This is a genomic window from Streptomyces griseomycini, assembly GCF_014203535.1.
GTDB classification, from domain to species: Bacteria; Actinomycetota; Actinomycetes; order Streptomycetales; family Streptomycetaceae; genus Streptomyces; species Streptomyces griseomycini.
This window is the reverse complement of record NZ_JACHJI010000002.1, coordinates 859,339-874,076: the sequence shown is the minus strand read 5'-3', so window position 1 is coordinate 874,076 and position 14,738 is coordinate 859,339. Positions and strand designations below refer to the sequence as shown.

At 74.3% G+C, this 14,738-nt stretch carries 11 protein-coding genes and 1 riboswitch; of the genes, 7 read left to right on the top strand and 4 right to left on the bottom strand.

Annotation, left to right across the window (positions count from 1 at the left end; genetic code table 11):
* Positions 1-221 precede the first annotated feature (221 nt).
* From FHS37_RS08565 to FHS37_RS08545, 5 genes are all read left to right on the top strand, one after another.
* Complete coding sequence (locus FHS37_RS08565; RefSeq protein ID WP_184818653.1) at positions 222-1,556, top strand: DegT/DnrJ/EryC1/StrS family aminotransferase; 1,335 nt, start codon at positions 222-224, stop codon at positions 1,554-1,556.
* Positions 1,549-4,230: a lipopolysaccharide biosynthesis protein gene (locus FHS37_RS39225; RefSeq protein ID WP_229889777.1), complete on the top strand. Its 2,682-nt coding sequence runs from the start codon at positions 1,549-1,551 to the stop codon at positions 4,228-4,230. Before FHS37_RS08565 ends, FHS37_RS39225 begins: the two co-directional genes overlap by 8 nt.
* Positions 4,231-4,521: 291 nt before the next feature.
* Positions 4,522-6,378, top strand: coding sequence for a glycosyltransferase (locus FHS37_RS08555; protein ID WP_184818651.1), 1,857 nt, complete (start codon positions 4,522-4,524; stop codon positions 6,376-6,378).
* Positions 6,375-6,809, top strand: a complete 435-nt coding sequence (locus FHS37_RS08550) for a hypothetical protein (RefSeq protein WP_184818649.1) — start codon at positions 6,375-6,377, stop codon at positions 6,807-6,809. Before FHS37_RS08555 ends, FHS37_RS08550 begins: the two co-directional genes overlap by 4 nt.
* Complete coding sequence (locus tag FHS37_RS08545; protein WP_229889778.1) at positions 6,806-7,963, top strand: glycoside hydrolase family 26 protein; 1,158 nt, start codon at positions 6,806-6,808, stop codon at positions 7,961-7,963. Before FHS37_RS08550 ends, FHS37_RS08545 begins: the two co-directional genes overlap by 4 nt.
* A gap of 63 nt (positions 7,964-8,026) precedes the next feature.
* Here the strand turns inward: FHS37_RS08545 and FHS37_RS08540 are convergent, their stop codons facing one another.
* The 3 genes from FHS37_RS08540 to FHS37_RS08530 form a co-directional block, all read right to left on the bottom strand.
* A complete protein-coding gene (locus FHS37_RS08540; protein WP_229889779.1) occupies positions 8,027-8,782 on the bottom strand; it encodes a polysaccharide deacetylase family protein in 756 nt (251 codons plus the stop codon).
* 95 nt (positions 8,783-8,877) lie between these two features.
* Positions 8,878-10,212 carry a glycosyltransferase family 2 protein gene (locus FHS37_RS08535; protein ID WP_184818645.1) on the bottom strand — a complete coding sequence of 445 codons (1,335 nt, stop codon included), beginning with the start codon at positions 10,210-10,212 and terminating at the stop codon, positions 8,878-8,880.
* A gap of 16 nt (positions 10,213-10,228) precedes the next feature.
* The gene (locus tag FHS37_RS08530) at positions 10,229-11,299 is read right to left on the bottom strand and encodes a GNAT family N-acetyltransferase (protein WP_184818643.1); all 1,071 of its coding nucleotides are present in this window, start codon (positions 11,297-11,299) and stop codon (positions 10,229-10,231) included.
* Between the two features lie 179 nt (positions 11,300-11,478).
* Here FHS37_RS08530 and FHS37_RS08525 point away from each other — a divergent pair, with 179 nt between their 5' ends.
* Positions 11,479-12,369: an HAD family hydrolase gene (locus FHS37_RS08525; protein ID WP_184818641.1), complete on the top strand. Its 891-nt coding sequence runs from the start codon at positions 11,479-11,481 to the stop codon at positions 12,367-12,369.
* Here the strand turns inward: FHS37_RS08525 and FHS37_RS08520 are convergent.
* Entirely contained in the window at positions 12,333-12,824 is a 492-nt protein-coding gene (locus FHS37_RS08520) for a transglycosylase SLT domain-containing protein (protein ID WP_184818639.1), read from the bottom strand. The two genes, FHS37_RS08525 and FHS37_RS08520, sit on opposite strands and share 37 nt — an antisense overlap.
* 5 nt (positions 12,825-12,829) lie before the next feature.
* A riboswitch (cyclic di-AMP (ydaO/yuaA leader) is annotated at positions 12,830-12,992 on the bottom strand.
* A 571-nt stretch (positions 12,993-13,563) separates the two neighbouring features.
* On the opposite strand from FHS37_RS08520, the gene FHS37_RS08515 reads away from it, so the two are divergent.
* A complete protein-coding gene (locus tag FHS37_RS08515) occupies positions 13,564-14,574 on the top strand; it encodes a polyprenyl synthetase family protein (protein WP_184818636.1) in 1,011 nt (336 codons plus the stop codon).
* The last annotated feature ends 164 nt before the right edge of the window (positions 14,575-14,738 follow it).

Below are 14,738 nucleotides of genomic sequence, written 5' to 3'. Positions count from 1 at the left end.
GCGGTCTTGGGCAGAGGCGGCGTGGTGGTGCGGGGGCGGAAGGGCCGGTGGGCGGGGCGCACGACGGAGGAAGGGGCGCAGGCACCGCTTCCTCTTGCGTACCGGAAGTTATCCACAGGACGCGATGCAATCTTGACGGAGTGGTGCGAACGGGGCGACTCTGGGCGGGTGCCGGAAGGCCTCGGGGAGGGGGCGGTTCCGATGGCACACATGGGGGGCTGATGGCCATTGGGGAGGCCGGCCCGGGTTCGGTGCGCTCCGGCTCGCAGCCGAGACGGCTGGAAGAGACGATGCGCGGCCGGCTCGGCCGGGAATGCGTGTACGTGCCGTCGTGCAGATTCGGGCTTTACGTGGCGCTGCGCCACTGGTGCCCGCCGGGCGGCCGGGTGTTGATGTCGCCGGTCAACGACGACGTCATCTTCTTCGTCGTGCTGGCGGCGGGGCTGCGGCCGGTGCAGGCGCCGCTGAACCCGCTCGACGCGTCCATCGACGTCGACGCCGTGCCGGACGACGTGTGGGGGTCGCTCTCCGCCGTCCTGACGACGAACCTGTACGGCAGTCCGGACCCGGCTCCGGAACTGCGGGCGCGCTGTGACGCGTTGGGCGTTCCGCTGATCGAGGACGCGGCGCACGCCATCGGCAGCGAGGTCGGCGGCCGGCCGGTCGGGGCCTGGGGCGACGCCTCGGTCTTCAGCCTCTCCAAGCACGTCGGCGCGCAGGCGGGGGGCATCCTGTCGTTCGCCGACCCGGACCTCGGAGCGGCGCTGCGGGAGGCCTGCGACCGGCTCCTCACCCCGCGCCGGGCGGCGTCCGAACTCGCCTACGCCGCACGGCCGTACGCCGAGGCCGCCGTGCGGGGGCTGGGGCTGCGGCGGGCCGCCTGGGCCGCACTGCGGCTGCTGGGGCTGACGGAGCGCGACGGGATCAGGATGCCGTTGCGCCCGGACGCCCTGGCCCGCGCCGTCGGCTCGGCCCCGGACCTGGCCGCGCACGACCCGTGGGTCCGTGTCGACATGCACACCTACCGACGGGAGTCGGGCCCGTTGCGGCTGCGGCGGATCCGGCGCCGGCTCGGGCGGCTGGACGAGGTGCTGGAGGCGTCCCGGGAGGGCACCGAGCTGCTGCTGGCGACGCGGTGGGCCCGGCCGCGTGACGGGAGCGGGGCGCAGCCGTTGTTCCGGGTGCCGCTGCTCGTGGCGGACCGGGACGCGGCGATCGCGGCACTGGCGCGCCGCGGGATCGTCGTCGGTTACCTCTACGACCCGCCGCTCGACGACTACGCGGGAGAGGACTTCACGGACCTGTCGCCCGCTCCGGAGGCGGCACGCTGGTTCGCGCGGCACGCGCTGCCGGTGGATCCGCTGCGGGCACGGGAGGCCGTCGAGGTGCTGGAGGAGTCCGGGGCGCGGCCGGCCGAGCCGCCGGAGCGCCTGACGCGGTGGAGCGCCCCGCCGCCGGACCGGGCGCGGGTCCCGGCGCCGGACGGGGGAAGCGGTGCGGTGCGGCCGGGGACGGCGACGGTGACGGCGAAGGAGCTGGGACCGTCCCGTGGCTGAGATCCAGGTGCACGAGCCCGCCGCGGCGCGCGCCGACGGCGGGCCCCGGCCTGCCGGGAACACGTCCGGTTCCGAATCCCTGTTCAAGAACGCCTACTTCCTGATGCTCAGCACGGGTGTGTCCGCCGTCCTCGGTCTGGGGTTCTGGCTGGTGGCCGCCCGCTACTACTCGGAGGAGGCCGTCGGCCAGGGCTCCGCGGCGATCGCCGCGATGCGGCTGCTCGCCAGCGTCACGGCGACCACGATGATCGGCGCCGTGGTCCGCTTCGTCCCGCGCGCGGGACGCGAGACGGGACGCCTGGTGTGGGGCGTGTACGGGGCGAGTTCGCTGGTCGTCACCCTGGCCGCGGGCGTCTTCCTGCTCACGCTCGACCGGTGGGGAGCGTCCTACGCACCCCTCGGCACACCGGTGGCCGGGGCGCTGTTCGTCGCGGCGTGCGTGGCCTGGGCGCTGCTCACGCTCCAGGACGGGGTGCTGACGGGACTGCGCAAGGCCGAGTGGGTGCCGGTCGGGAACGCCGTCTTCTCCGTCGGGAAACTGGTCCTCCTGGCCGTCTTCGCCGGCGCGCTGCCCGTCCTGGGCATCTTCGTGTCCTGGGCCGTGGCCATCGCCTTCTCCACCCTGCCGCTCGGCTGGCTCGTCTTCCGCCGGCTCATCCCGCGGCAGGCCGCCGCCGACCGGGACGTGCAACCGCCGCGACTGCGGGACATGGGCCGCTTCCTGGCCGGGGACTCGCTCGGGGCCCTGTTCAGCCTGGCGATGATCAACCTGCTGCCGATGATGGTCGCGGTCCGCTTCAGCGCCGCGGAGAACGGCTACTTCTACGTGGCGTACACCGTCGGCGGCACCATGGAGTTCATGGCCATCAACATGGCCTCGTCGCTCACCGCCCACGCCTCGCACGACCCGCGCCAGCTCGCCGACGGGGTGCGGGGGGCGCTGCGCAGGATGGCCCTGCTGCTGGTGCCGGTGGTGCTGGTGCTGGTGGTCTTCGCGCCTCAGATCCTCATGCCGTTCGGCGCCGACTACTCCGAGCGCGGCTCGACGGTGCTGCGGCTGCTGGCGCTCGGGGCGCTGCCCAGGGTGGTCGTCGAGCTGTACATCGGGGTGCTGCGGGTGCAGGGGCGCACCGGTGTGCTCGCCGCGCTCCAAGGGGCCATGTGCGTGCTGGTGCTGGGCAGCGCGGCCGTGCTGTTCACCCCGGCGGGGATCGCGGGGGCCGGGTGGGCGGTGCTGATCGGCATGACGCTGATCGCGGTCGTCTCGGTGTTCGGGCTGCGTTCGGTGCTGCGCGGCAGGACCGAACCCGGCCCCGTGGACCGGCCCCCCGTCGGCCCCGACTACGGCACGCGCTGGGCGCGGCTGAACGCCACCGCCGGGTACGGCACGGGCTGGGCCCGCCGGGCGGCGTACGAGGACGGGGACGACGGCGAGGCGGGCGAGGACACGGTCACGTTGTTCATCGGCAGCCCCGGGTACGAACGGGAGGCGTTCCAGGCCGACACGCTGGCGTTCATCGCGCGGCCGCACGCTCCGGAGGCACCGCACGCACCAGGGACCGGGACCGACGCGCCCGGGGCGGCCCGGCAGGCGGAGACGAGCGGCGGGGACGGCGCCGGCGAGGCGGCCGAGCGGGACGAGCACGCCCGTGACGAGCACGAGCGGGACGAACAACCGGCCCGGGAGCAGACGGAGCAGAAGGAGCACGGGGAGCACCGGGAGCGGGAGCCGGTCGCGCGGGACGAGCCGCGTGACCGGGACGGGGCGGACCGGTCCGCGAGTGCGGCCGTGCCGCGGGACGGCCGCCGCCCGCCGCGGAGCGCGGCGCCGCGCCCCGGCCGGCCCGCATGGGCCGCCGACACCCCGTCAGACGGACACGTACGGGAGGAGCGAGGGCCGGCGGAGGTGAGCAGCGCCCCCTGGGCGGAGCAGGCGCACTCCTCCACGGACGTGCCGGCGGACGCGCCGGACCCCGCCCCTCCGGCGCCGTCGGACGACGGGACGGAACGGCGGCTGAGAGGCGGCCTCTGGACCCTGCTCGCCTTCGCCACCCTCGTCTTCTGGGCGTCGGTGCGCGAACTGCCCCGGCCCGACGGAACCCGCGGTGACGAGCTCACGGGCCGGCAGCTGCTGGAGGGGTTGCCGCTCGCGGCACTCGCGGCAGGGGGCGCGCTGCTCCTCGTCTTCGTCGCCTCGGTGACGCTGTGCACACGCCCCGACCCCTGGCTGCCCGGTGCCGCGCTGGGATCCGCCCTGGTCGCCCTGCACACCGCGCCCGCCGCCCTCGGCTGGGAACCGAGGCCGGGCGGTGGGGCGTTGTACTCGGAGACGGCCGGTTTCCTCGCGGACGCGATGGGCCTCGACGGACCCGGTCCGTTGCTGCGCTGGGGGCCGCCGCTCTGCCAGCTGCTGTGCCTCGTCCCCCTGTGGCTGCTGCTCGCGAGTGCGGGCGGACGGCTGTCGTGGCCGGGGCGCTGGGGGGTTCTGTATCTCGTCGCGGTGGGCGGCTGGGTGTGGCGGGACGCGCTCGCGCCGGTCACCCCCCTGCTGCTCGCCGTACTCGCCGTACTCGCCGTGGTCGTCCCGCTCGTCCTGCTTCCGCCGCTCCGCCGTGCCGCGTCGGCGGTGGCGTCGTACCGCCGCAGACAGCCGAACGGCCGAACCAAGGACTGATCAAGCTTCGAGCCGAACCGCCAGGGGGGAACCACCGTGCGTCCGCCAACCACTCCGCGGGAGAGATCCGCGTCCGAGCCCGCGCCGAAGAGCACGCCCGAGCCGACCACCCCCGACGAAGCCGCGCCGGAGAGCACGCCCGAGCCGGTCACCCCCGACGAAGCCGCGCCGGAGCGTGCGCACGCACCGGACGTGCGCGACGCGGCGGACCCGGGACCGCATGCGCGGAACGAGCGGACCGGGTCGCAGCCCCCTTCCCCATCGGAGGCGTCGAGCCCCGCCCATGAGCCCGTGACGGACCTCTCCGACCTTCCGCCCGTCTGGTCCGGGCGGCGTGGCCTCGCCGCGTGGCCCGCCGTCCCGCTGCTCGCCGCGCTCGCCCTGTGGGCGTACGCGGTGCGGCACACCGACGTGTCGCGGCTCGACGACTTCGGACTCGTCACCGCGCTCCACCCGAGCTTCTGGGCCGGCCTGGCCGTCCTCACCACCGGCTTCTGGCTCACGGTCCGCGATCCGCGACGGTCCGGCGGCTGGTCGGCGGCGTACGTGCTCGGCCTGCTGGTGATGGAGCGGGCCACGCAGGCGGTGCTCTACCCGACTCCGCTGTACGCCTGGGCGTGGAAGCACGACGGTGTCGTCGAGCACCTGCTGACGGCCGGCGAACTCCAGACCGCCGACCAGATCGGTGACATGGCGGTGTACGACCAGTGGCCCGGCTTCTTCGCCGCCCAGGCCGCGCTGGTGCGGCTGCTGGGCGTGGAGTCGGCGGCGATGTACATGGCGTGGTGGCCGCTGGTCTCCAGCCTGGCGCTGCTGCTCCCGCTGCTGCTGGTCTACCGCACCTTCACCGAGGACCGCCGGCTGGTCTGGACCGCGGTCTGGCTCTTCTGCGTCGCCAACTGGGTGGGGCAGGACTACTTCTCGCCGCAGTCCGTGGCCTTCGTGCTGCACCTCGGGGTGCTGGCCGTGGTCCTGCGCCGGTACGGCCGCTCCGGCGGTGGCCCCGGGCGGCAGGGGCAGGCCGTCTGGACGGCGGTGGTCAGCGTGATGGTGGTGGCGATCGTCATCTCGCACCAGCTCACCCCCGGCATGCTGGTCGTCTCGCTGCTCGCCCTGTGCCTGCTCCGCCGCCACCGGGACTGGGTCCCGGTCGTCACCACGGTCGTGATCTTCCTGGCCTGGTGCCTGACGGCCGCGCTGCCCTTCCTGTCCGCCGCGCTGCCGGACATGATCCGCTCCGTGGGCGACGTCGGCGGCAACGTCGCCACCGGGTACGGCGCCACTCCGACCGGTACCGGGGCGGTGGCGACCTCCTGGGCGGCCCGGCTGCTGTCGGGCTCGGTCCTGCTGCTGGCGGTGGCGGGGGTGTGGCGGCAGCGCGTGCTGCGGCACCGGGCGATGCCGCTGCTGCTGGTCGCGGCGGCCCCGCTGCCGATGTTCGTGGCGAGCAGCTACGGCAGCGAGATGATCTTCCGGGTACTGATGTTCATGCTGCCCGGAGCCGCCTTCTTCGCCGCCGCCGCGCTGCTGCCCAAGGTGCGCACCCTCGCCGCAGAGGCCGAGGCCGGGACCGGTACGGAGGCCCGCAGGACGGGCGTGAGCCCTTCCGCGCCGGCCACCGGGCGGAGGCCGCTGCTTCCGGCCGCCCGCCGGGGCGTCCGCGTCGGTGGCCCGCTGCTCGTGCTCCTCGCCGGGACGCTGGCCTTCGTGCCGAGCTACTCGGGCAAGGACCGGATCAACTACTTCCCGCCGCAGGAGGTCGCCCTGGTGCGGCAGCTCTTCGACCGGGCCGCCGAGGGCTCGATGGTCGTCGCCGCCAACCGCAACTACCCGCTCGCCTACACCTCGTACGGGACCATCGACCACTACTGGTTCCTCGACGACGACCGGCGCCACGTCGACGAGATCGTGAAGGACCCGGCCGCCACCCTCGCCCGCGACATGGCCGGGGTGGAGCACCCGGGCCGGGCCTACCTCCTGCTGACGCAGGGGCAGCGGGCCAACTCCGAGATGAACGGACAGCTCACCGGGGCCCAGCTGGACCGCGTCCAGGAGTCCGTGGCGGGCTCCGGGCTCTTCCGGCTGGTGGCGGAGAACGGCGCCGGAGCGGTCTACGAACTGAGGCGCGAAGGAGGAGCGGAGCGATGACACCGCAGGAACTCGTGGTGCGGATGCTTCCGCCGTTCGGCGGCTGGCTGGCGCTCGCCGCGCTCGCCCTGCCCGGCGGTTCGCCGTTGCGCGGCGCGGCGGTCGTCGTGTTCCTGGCCGCGGGCCCCGGCGCGGCACTGGTCGGTCTCTGCGGTCCGGCGCTGCGCGTCAGAGCCGCGCGGGGGCCGGTCGAGCGGCGCGACCCCGGCTTCGCCCGCCGGTCCGACCTGCTGGAACGGCTGATGCTGATCGTCCTCCTCAGCGTCGGCGCGGTGATGATCGTCGCGACGGCGCTGATCGCCACCCACACCTTCAGCGCGCAGCGGGTGCTGCTGGCCCTGACGCTGCTGACCACGCTCGCCGCGTTCTGCCCGCGGCTGCGCGGCGCCTCCCCGCCGACGCCGAGGACACAGGAGGGTTCTGCTCCGTGAGGTTCACCCGTCCCTTTCGCCGTGACCCCGGCGCGCACACCGGTCCCGGCCGGCACCGCAGGCCGGGACCGGAACCGGGGCAGCAGCCGACGTCGAAGCGCCGTCGGCTGCTGATCACGTCCGCCACGGTCGTCGGCGCCGTCCTGGTCGCCGGGCTCGCCCTCCGGGACGCGTCCGGACCGTCGGAGTCCGGCCCGCAGCCCTCCGCGATGGGAGAGAGGTGCCGGCCCACCGCCCTGCTCGAGCCGCCCTGCGGCGCCTGGTTCGGCGCGTTCGTCCCGCACGAGCGGTCCGACCTGGAGGACAAGGTGGCGGCCTACGAGAAGCGCGTGGGCCGCAAGCTCGACATCGTCTACACGTACCACGACATGTCCGTGCCCGAGGGCGCCCGCAGGGAGGGGCAGCTGCTCACCCCGGAGGAGCAGCGCGTCGGCGAGGACCGCATGCTGCTGCTGTCCTGGGAGAGCAAGTGGTGGGGCGGCACGAAGAGCCAGCAGCCGACGTGGAAGGAGATCGCGGCCGGTGAGCTGGACGCGTCCGTCATCGACGTCCAGGCGCGGCGCATCAAGGACTACGGGGAGCGCACCGGGAAGAAGGTCTTCCTCTCCTTCGACCTGGAGGCCGACACGCGCACCCCGGACAACGGCACACCGGCGGAGTACGTGAAGGCGTACCGGCACATCCACGACCGGTTCCGGGAGCTGGGCGTCGACAACGTGGTGTGGACCTGGATCATCACCGGGTACCTGAACCACGCCGACCTGTTCGAGCGGATGTATCCGGGGGACGAGTACGTCGACTGGATCGGCTACAACCAGTACAACTACTACCGGTGCCACGACACGGACTGGCTCACCTTCGCGCAGACCCAGAGGGCGACGCACGACTGGATACGCGAGAACGTCTCCGACGACAAGCCGCTGATGCTCTCCGAGTTCGGGACGGCGGTCGACGCGGAGCGCCCGCGGCGGCAGGCCGAGTGGTACGCGCAGGTGCCGCGGGTGCTGAAGAGCCTGGAAGGGGTCAAGGCCGCGCTCCAGTGGAACCACCGCGACCCCGGTCCGCACTGCAACCTCGCCCTGGCGAACGAGGCGGCGTGGGCGAGCCTGCGCGAGGTGGTGTCCGACCCGTACCTGAACCAGCCGCTGGGGTGACCGGGCCGGGCGGTGCGCCACGGCGCCACCGCCCGGCCCGGTCACCCCAGGGCTCCGGTCCCCTCACCCCGCGAACTCCGGCCCGTTGACGGCCGCCCGGGCGCGCCGGTACCAGCGCCAGGCGATCGTCCTCGGGCCGTCGCGGTACGGGGCGACCCGCGCGCCGTCGCCCGCCAGCCAGGCCCGCACGTCGGCGAGGGTGTGGCCGCGGCGGACGATGAGGCGGGCGATGCGGTAACGCTCGTCCCGGCCCGAGCTGAGCGCGTGCCGGACGGCGGTCGCCGTCTCGTACCCGGCGCGGGCGGCCGTGGCCCGTACCCGGGGGCTGTTGTAGCCGTGCGGGTAGGCGAGGTGGGGGACGGGGTGGCCGAGGGCGTCCTCCAGCACGGCCTTGGAGTCGAGCAGTTCGGCGCGCAGCCGCCCGGCGGTCAGCGTGTCCAGTTGGGCGTGGGTGACGGTGTGGCTGCCGATCTCCATGCCGAAACGTTCCAGCTCGGCCACCCGGTCCAGGGACATCATCGGGGCGGGCGGCAGCAGGCTGCGGCCGCCCGGGGCGATGGCGCCGGTGGTGAGGTACGCGGTGGCCGGCAGCGCGCGCTCGGCCAGCGCCTCGGCGGTGGGGCCGGGCAGGTCGGCGAAGCCGTCGTCGAACGTGAGCAGCACCGGCCGGGGCGGCAGGGGCGCGCGCCCGGCGAGGTGGTCGGCGAGGGCGCTGATGGTGACGGGCGTGCGCCCGCTGTCCACGACGGCGTCGAGGTGCGCCGCGAACTGACGGGGGGTGACGGTGAACTCGGCGATCCAGTCCGGCGGATCGTCCATCACGGCGTGGTAGAGGAACACGGGGATCGCCGGACCCCCGGCTCGCTCCGCGCCCCCTGGCGCACCGCCCGCCACCGGTCTCCGCGCCGACGCCGTCATCTCGTGCCCCTCCCCGCCGCGTCCCGTGGTGCCGCGGGTGGCGCCGCGGCGTCCCGGAGCGCCCGCCGCGCCCGCAGGTAGCCGACCGGCCCGTACGCCATCCCCTTGCGCTGCAGACGCGACAGCCGGCGCGGCCACGGATGGGTGCGGGTGCCGTGGGCGCCCGGGGTGCCGCCCCCGTCCGTCTCGCGCACGGCGGTCAGGGCGCGGGCGTGGGACAGTCCGCGCGGCAGCCGGGCGAGGAACGCCGGCAGCAGGGCGGGACGGTTGACCAGGACGGCGGTGAGGTAGGCGGTGAGGCCGGCGCCGTAGCCGTAGGCCTGGGTCTCCAGGTCGGCCCAGGTCTCCCGGTGGTGGTGCCAGACCAGCGCGTGCGGGGTGTAGTGCAGCCGGTGCCCCTGCGCGAGGACGCGCACGAACCCGTAGAGGTCGTCGCCGCCCCGGGCGGGCGTCCCCGCGCCGGTGGCCGGGTCGAAGCCGCCGACGCCGCGCAGCACGTCCGTGCGGAAGGCCATGTTCGCCCCGGAGCCGAACCGGCCCGCGGTGAAGGGGAACAGCGGCTCGTCGCGGGGCGGGTCCTGCGGGTCGTACGTCGTCGGGGCGAAGCCCTTGGCGAAGCCGCCGTGGCTCTCCAGCAGGACCTGGGCCGGGGTGCGCAGCCGGGCGGGCAGGATGAGGCCGGTGGCGCAGCCGAGCCGGGGGTCGGCGGAGAAGGGCGCGGTCAGCTCGGTGAGCCAGCGGGGGTCGGCGACCACGTCGTCGTCGGTGAACGCGATGACCTCGCCCCGGGCCGCGGCGAGCCCCGTGTTGTGGGCGACCGCCAGCCCGGGGACCGGCTCGCACACGTACCGCACGTGCTCCCCGTACTTCCGCTCCACCAGCTCGCGCGTCCCGTCCGTGACGGGCGCGTTGTCGACGACGACGATCTCGAAGTCCGGGTGGTCCTGCGCGAGGAGCGAGTCCAGCGCGCGGGCGAGCTGCCCGGCCCGCTCCCGGGTGGCCACGACGACGCTGCTGGACGGCGGCGCCCCGGCGGGCAGGTCCCGCCCGTGCGCGTCGTCCGCCGTGCCCAGGCTCCGGGCCGACTCCGTCAGCACCGCCTTCGGGTCCGCCCCCTCCGGCACCCGCGCCAGCAGCGTGCCCACCGGCCGGCCCACCCGCCTGACCAGGAGGAACACCTCGCCGTGGGTCACCGGGGGACTGCCCGGTCCGGGTCTCAGCGCGGCCTCGTCACCGGTCAGGTCCAGCTCGGCGACCTGTACCGCGCCGATGGCCAGGAACCGCCGTATCTCCTCCTGCGTACGCGCACGTGCGCCTGCTCTCCGGGACATGCGTCCTCCCCCCTCCTCACGACCGGCGCAGCCGTGCCGCGCCCCTCAGGGTCCGCGACGCCAGCGACGCGAGGCGCGGGCGGGCGCGGACGAAGCCGTGCGCGCGGCGCGCGGGCTCGCGGCTCAGCCAGTGCAGCGCGGCGCCCACGCCCGGGCGCGTCACCGCCCCCTCGTAGACGGCGAGTTCGCCGGTCTTCAGCGAGTCCTTGTACGCGGCCGTGCCGCGCCCCATGTCGAGCATCCCGATGCCCTCGGCCGCCGCCGCCTCGGCCATCCGCAGGTGCAGCACGAGGCCGGGCGAGTACTTCGCGAACTCCGGGTCGTACGCCGGGAACCAGCAGGCCAGGACGGAGGCCGAGCGCAGGCCGAAGTGCGCGGCGACGGGGCGGTCGTCGGCGTACAGCACCGACAGCGTGCCCGTGCACTGCGGGGCCCGGGTCTCGGCGAGGCGGCCCACGAGCCGGGTGATCCACTCCTGCGCGAACCGGTCACGCCGCCCGGTCCTGCGGTACTGCGCCGACTTCCAGTCCATCAGCGTGCGCAGCGCGGCCGGATCGCGTTCGTCGAAGACGAACCGCACGGGTCCGACCTGGCGGCCGAGCCTGCGCTCCTTGGCGAGGGTGGTCTTCAGGAACTTCGGAGACTGGGTGCGCAGCACCGACTCGTAGGTCTCGTAGCCCTTCTCCACGTCGATGACGTAGGTGGCGTGCTCCTCGGCCGCGTACGGCACGAACAGCCCCTGGTCGGCCTCCAGGTTGTCGAAGGCGAAGCTCGACACCGAGCAGGCCCGCAGCAGTTCGCCCGTCTCCACGGTGTGGCCGGGGGCGAGGACCGCGCCCTGGCAGTCCGACACCCCGAGCCCGATCGCCCGGCCCTGCCCCCACGCGCCCCGCTCGTACGGCAGGAAGCCCGCCGGCTGCGCTCCGTCGTACAGCACCGCGACCCTGGCCCGGGGCCGCACCCGGCCCACGGCGGTGGTGAACTCCGGTTCCATGAAGGGGTTGCGCGGTGCGTTCGTCGCGGCGCGCAGGTCCCGCCAGTGCTCCCGCTCCCCCTCGCCGAGCTCGTCGGGCCTCAGCACGCGCATGCGTCCACTGCTCACCTGACCCCCCGATCAAGTCCCCCCTGGACACTTGGAAGGTACCGCCCGAGACCACGTGGACGGTAGAGAGCGGAGCATGTTGTTGCCAAACGGTGCAGAGGCCTTCAACCGGTCGGTACCCGGCACGGTGAATCGGACCGGCGCGTTGTCCGTATTCTCTGATCATGGCCGCACCCACCGCATTCTCACTCATCGCCACCGACCTGGACGGGACGCTGCTGCGCGGCGACGACACCCTCTCCGACCGGTCCCTCGCCGCGCTCGCACGGGCGGCGCGGGCCGGTGCCCGGCACCTCGTGGTGACGGGACGCCCGGCCCCCAGGGTGCGGCCGCTCCTGGACGACCTCGGCAGCACGGGGCTCGCGGTGTGCGGACAGGGCGCGCAGGTGTACGACGCCGGCGCGGACCGGCTGCTGTGGTCCGTCACGCTGGACCGGGAGCTGGCGGAGGCCGCGCTCGGCAAGATCGAGGCCGAGGTGGGCGAGGTGTACGCCGCGGTCGACCAGGACGGGGTCGACGGGCTGACGCTGATCGAGCCCGGCTACCTGATGCCGCACCCCACCCTCCCCGCCGTGCGGGTCGAGCGGCGCGGCGATCTGTGGGACCGGCCGATCAGCAAGGTGCTGCTGCGCCACCCCGACCTGTCGGACGACGCGCTGGCGGCGGCGGCGCGCTCGGTGGTGGGTTCGCTGGCCACGGTCACCATGTCGGGGCCGGGGACGGTGGAGCTCCAGCCGTGCGGGGTCACCAAGGCGACCGGGCTGGCGCTGGCCGCCGAGCACCTGGGGCTGGGCCCGGAGCGGACCCTCGCCTTCGGCGACATGCCGAACGACATCCCCATGTTCGACTGGGCCGCCCACGGCGTCGCCATGGCCAACGCCCACCCCGAGCTGAAGGCGGTGGCCGACGAGGTCACCACGTCGAACGAGGACGACGGCGTGGCCGTCGTCCTCGAGCGGCTGTTCGGCGGGTCGGCCGTGCTCGGCCGTCAGCGGGCGGCTCGCACGGCCCGGACGGCTCAGTACGCGCCGAAGACGTTGTCGATCGAGCCGTAGCGGTCGGCGGCGTAGTTGCAGGCCGCGGTGATGTTCGCGACCGGGTCGAACGGGTCGAAGGCGGTGCCGGGCACGTGGTAGGCCTGGAAGGTCGGGTCGATGACCTGCAGCAGGCCCTTCGACGGGGTGCCCGCGGCGGCGTTGGAGTCCCAGTTGTTGATGGCGGCGGGGTTGCCGGAGGACTCGCGCATGACGTTGCGGTGGATGCCCTCGTAGGAGCCCGGGATGCCGTGCTGCGCCATGACGGCCAGCGACTCGCGGATCCAGCCGTCGAGGTTGTCCGGGTACGCCGTCGTGGAGGCGGCGGCGACCGGGGCGGACGGCGCGGTGGCCGCGGAGGCGCTGGTGGCGCCGAACAGCGGGAGGGCGACCACGGCGGCACCGGTGCCGGCGACGGCGAGGGAACGGGCGAGGCGGCGGCTGCCGAAGCGGCGGAGCTGACCGGAAGCAGGCATGGCGGGGTTCCTCTCCTACGCCTGCGAGGTGAGCTGTCGGGTTCGGGCGGGAGAGTGCCCGGCCGTGCCCCTGAGGGCACGGCTTCACCCCGAGCCGTTCCGGCGTGTGGCCGGCCCGGCGACTTACCTGGGTCCCCCGCTCCTGCCGTGCGTGAGTGAGTTGGTCATCGGTGGGTGCGGGCGGTGGCAGGACTCGGCGTCCGCCCGACAGGCCGGGAACGTATGCGAAAGCGCATGTCGGAAACAAGCGCGCCCGCCACGGATCGGGCCGTTTGATCTTCCTGTGGGCGTTTTGTGGCACTTGATCCTTTACGGGTGCCAAGAGTCAACTCGCCTGCGGGGGAAGGGGGGACGCCGGCGTCCCGGAGGGGGCGGACGGGGTGGGCGGCGCGTGACCGACCTCACTGGCCGCAGGGCCGGAGCGCATTCCGCACCAAGGGGAATTCGCTTGGCAATTACGGCAAATCGGGCGGCAGGACGGTGAGGACGGTGGGCGCCTCGAGGTACGGCCCGGGCTCGGGCCCGGGGGTGTGGAGCGCCACGCCCGGGAAATCCGGTGGATGTCCGCTGTCGTCGAACGATCGGAAATCCGACACCTCCGATCCCGCGCCGCCCTGCTTGTGGCGCCGGGCGCTGGCGGTGATCGAAACGTGACCGGATACGCTGACTCGAGTGAGGGCAGCGACCTATCGACAAACCGTGTAACCGCCACCAGACACCAGCAGACAGGAGACCCCTCGTGACCGTCGTCGGGCCGTTCGGGCTGAGCGTGCGGGACCAGGCTCTGGAGGCCGATGTCCAGGCCGGATTGACGGCTGTCGAGGAGGGGCTGCTCGAGGCCACCAAGAGCGAGGTGCCCTTCATCACAGGGGCCGCCCAGCACCTGGTGCGGGCCGGCGGAAAGCGGTTCCGCCCGCTGCTCGTGATGCTCTCCGCCCAGTTCGGCGACCCCTACGCGCCCGGTGTCGTGCCGTCGGCCGTGGTCGTGGAGCTGACCCACCTGGCCACGCTGTACCACGACGACGTCATGGACGAGGCCGAGGTGCGGCGCGGCGTGGCCAGCGCGAACGCCCGCTGGGGCAACTCCGTCGCGGTCCTCACCGGCGACTTCCTCTTCGCGCGGGCCTCGCACATCCTGGCCGACCTCGGCCCGGAGGCGGTGCGGGTGCAGGCCGAGGCGTTCGAGCGGCTGGTCACCGGGCAGATCCTGGAGACCGCGGGACCGCAGGACGGCCGGGACCCGGTCGACCACTACCTGGACGTGCTCGGCGGCAAGACCGGCTCGCTGGTCGCGGTCTCCTGCCGGTTCGGCGCGATGATGTCCGGGGCCGACGAGACGGTCGTGGACGTGCTCACCCAGTACGGCGAGCGGCTCGGCGTCGCCTTCCAGCTCGCCGACGACGTCCTGGACATCGCCTCCGACTCCCACGAGTCCGGCAAGACCCCCGGCACGGACCTGCGCGAGGGCATCGCCACGCTGCCCGTGCTGCGGCTGCGCGAGCGGGCGGCCCGGCTGGGGCTGGCCGAGGACATCGCCCTGTGCGAGCTGCTCGACTCCGACCTCACCGACGACGCCCGGCACGCCGAGGCGCTGCGGCTGCTGCGCGCCCACCCGGCCCTGGAGCAGGCCCGCCGGGACACCGTGCGCTACGCCGAGGAGGCCCGCGCGGCGCTGGCCCCGCTGCCGGAGTGCGACGCGAAGGCGGCGCTGGTGCAGCTGTGCGACGCGGTGGTGCACCGGGCGGGCTGAGCCGCCCGGGCCGTGGGCGCGCTGCCCCCGGTACGTGCGCTGCCCCCGGTACGCGCGCCGTGCCCCCGTCCGGTCGGCAGCGGGCCCCTCGGACCGGTCGCGCCCCCTACTGGTCGGGGGAGGAAACCCTTCCCCGTGTCATACCGCAGCAGTACACGGAGTTG

What these genes read in the sequence shown, in the direction of transcription:
- FHS37_RS08565 (WP_184818653.1), top strand. Translation starts at nt 222, where the DNA reads ATGGCCATTGGGGAGGCCGGCCCGGGTTCGGTGCGCTCCGGCTCGCAG.
- FHS37_RS08550 (WP_184818649.1), top strand. Translation starts at nt 6,375, where the DNA reads ATGACACCGCAGGAACTCGTGGTGCGGATGCTTCCGCCGTTCGGCGGC.
- FHS37_RS08540 (WP_229889779.1), bottom strand. Translation starts at nt 8,782, where the DNA reads ATGGACGATCCGCCGGACTGGATCGCCGAGTTCACCGTCACCCCCCGT.
- FHS37_RS08535 (WP_184818645.1), bottom strand. Translation starts at nt 10,212, where the DNA reads ATGTCCCGGAGAGCAGGCGCACGTGCGCGTACGCAGGAGGAGATACGG.
- FHS37_RS08530 (WP_184818643.1), bottom strand. Translation starts at nt 11,299, where the DNA reads ATGCGCGTGCTGAGGCCCGACGAGCTCGGCGAGGGGGAGCGGGAGCAC.
- FHS37_RS08525 (WP_184818641.1), top strand. Translation starts at nt 11,479, where the DNA reads ATGGCCGCACCCACCGCATTCTCACTCATCGCCACCGACCTGGACGGG.
- FHS37_RS08520 (WP_184818639.1), bottom strand. Translation starts at nt 12,824, where the DNA reads ATGCCTGCTTCCGGTCAGCTCCGCCGCTTCGGCAGCCGCCGCCTCGCC.